Below are 2,335 nucleotides of genomic sequence, written 5' to 3'. Positions count from 1 at the left end.
ACGGCCTCGACTGCACGAATCCCTTCTCTGGCACCTTCATCCCGGAGGTTGGGACGAAGTTCATCCGCCCGCCAATTCCGACTAGCGTAATTCGATCGGTGCAGACGACCTGCTTGGACATGGACGACGACAAACGCCTCCTCATCGCGCTGATCAGCGACACCGGCCTACGGCTGGCCGAAGCTCTGGGGCTGGCCCAAACCGACCTGAAGCTCGATGCGACCATTCCTCACATCGATCTCAAGCCGCATCCGTGGCGCTCGCTCAAGACCGCTTCAAGCACGCGGACCGTGCCGCTGGTCGGAGCGTCCTTGTTGGCTGCACAACGCCTTGCGGAGATCACGGGCGTAAAGCGTCTCTTTCCACGCTACACGACCCCGACCGATGTGAAGGCGAATTCTGCGAGCGCGACGCTAAACAAGTGGATCAAATCCCGCCTACCGAAGGGTTGTGTCATCCATTCGTTTCGCCACAGTCTTCGCGATCGTCTCCGGGCAGTTGAGTGCCCTTCGGACATCATCGATGCGATTGGTGGCTGGACAACACAGGGGATTGGGCACAAATATGGGGCCGGTTACTCGCTCGAAGTGAAGCAGCGCTGGCTGAAACTCATCGAGATTGATGCCGCTTCATCGAAAGTGGCGACTCTGTGAACGGCTCGGCCGTCGTTGGGTCATCGTCGCCGACGCTGTAGCGAGCGCGCAGATTCGGCGTGCCAACCGGAACGACGAGCCGCCGGCTGAAGGCGACACCTCCCGCCAATGACCGCTATTCCAATTCAGCAACCGGACGAGAAGCACCCGCGCCCCGCTCGCCATTCTCCTCGGCCTTCCCTTCTTCGGCAATCTCAACCAGTCGCTTGATCCCCAAGGACAGAGCGGGCGAGGGCTGCGGGGCTGCCTCATCGAAGAAGACATCACGCTCTTCGCGCATGAGAAGCAGGACGGCCGACACGAACTGCCTGCTTAGTTTATATACGAATGCTACGTCTTGGGTATGCCGCTTCGAGTCCTCATCGGTAGGCTTCAAATTCACCACAAATTTGAGTTGCACATCGTCAGATGATTCAATAAATCCGTCTAAGCTGCCAAACATATCTACCAACATTTCGTAGATTATGTAGACGGCCAATGCATAACGTCTCCGCCGCTCGCGTTCGAGTTGATCATACATTTCGACAAAAAATCTAATTGGCTGTCGCAACGCCTCGTCAATCTCGGCTTCCTTGCCGACGGCTTCTTTGTCTGCGGTTAATTCAAACGGAATGCCGCTTGCCTTTCTTCGATCAAATGCCTGCGCCATCTGTGTAGCCAACTCGCCAGCGCCGAGTTGCTGCTGGATGAAGCTCGCTCTTTTGTGCTCCATGTGTGCGGCATGGGTCAGAAGGTATTTCTGTGTCTCTTCTTCCGCGAATAGCGCTGTCCGCGTTTCTTCGGAAATGCCTGCACGATCGATCAGTTTGCGCACAGCGTAGGTGAACGCGTGCATTTTGCCGGGATCATTTGCCCATGAGGGCTTTTGGTTCTGTCCCGCGTCTAGTGAGTCGATTGTCGCCTTCAAGGCGCTGCGCGCGCGTTCGTCGTGGTTTTGGACAGAACCACGCAGCCATCCCCTAAAAGCAGCCCAAGCAAAAAAGACTACAATCAGCGATACGACTATTGTCATAGTGGTGTCCCCTCCCCAATCTTCTGTGTCCTCTTACACGGCGAATCCAAGAGGGCTTGTTTGTCTAACTGTTCGAGAAGGGGCTTGGAACGCCTCCCTTGGGACTATTCGCACCACTGGCTGATCACGCTCCGCAGGCTTGCGGCCGCAGTTTATGGAAGGTAGTAATCGGCTATGACCGCCGCAATGAACATTTCTGACATAATAGAAACGGGCTCGTTCACTTCTGCTGAGGCGATGGAGATAGATGCCAATCTATCCCAAGTGCAAGTCCATCAGATTCCCGACCACCAAGTAAGCAGCATGATTGATTACATCAACTTCCGTATTCTACATGATGCGATTATGCCAGACGTCAAAGTTTGTCTCGAAAAATTACAGACCGCCTTGGCGGAGAGATTGCTTTCCGACTAGGAATTCATTCGCACCGCCGTCGTGAGCAGGCGCGCTCGTTGCCCTAGTTTGGCCGAATCGTCAAAAATGGCCGACTACATTTTTAGAATCTAATCCCTGTTATACGGGATTAAGGCACGTCGTCATGGTTCGGAGCCAATGCCGAAAGTCAGGACCGCACAGCTAGCCGCGTTATGCCGCCCCCGTCATTGTAAAGTCGCGGCCTTGGCGCGCGTCGGCACCGCGCTGCCAGAAATAGCCAACCTGCGCAGCCCAC

At 55.4% G+C, this 2,335-nt stretch carries 3 protein-coding genes; 2 read left to right on the top strand and 1 reads right to left on the bottom strand.

The window, feature by feature from the left end:
- A partial coding sequence (locus tag AC2FAN_RS27145) for a tyrosine-type recombinase/integrase (protein ID WP_485177063.1) occupies positions 1-653 on the top strand: 653 nt, incomplete at its 5' end.
- 115 nt (positions 654-768) lie between these two features.
- On the opposite strand, the gene AC2FAN_RS27140 is transcribed toward AC2FAN_RS27145, so the two are convergent.
- Positions 769-1,665, bottom strand: coding sequence for a hypothetical protein (locus tag AC2FAN_RS27140; protein ID WP_485177062.1), 897 nt, complete (start codon positions 1,663-1,665; stop codon positions 769-771).
- A 186-nt stretch (positions 1,666-1,851) separates the two neighbouring features.
- Here AC2FAN_RS27140 and AC2FAN_RS27135 point away from each other — a divergent pair, with 186 nt between their 5' ends.
- Positions 1,852-2,079: a hypothetical protein gene (locus AC2FAN_RS27135; RefSeq protein ID WP_485177061.1), complete on the top strand. Its 228-nt coding sequence runs from the start codon at positions 1,852-1,854 to the stop codon at positions 2,077-2,079.
- Positions 2,080-2,335: the final 256 nt, after the last annotated feature.

The organism is Allobosea sp. RIT-PG3_2 (assembly GCF_057321085.1).
Note: the sequence above shows the minus strand (reverse complement) of the source record. Positions and strands in the feature narration are given on the sequence as shown.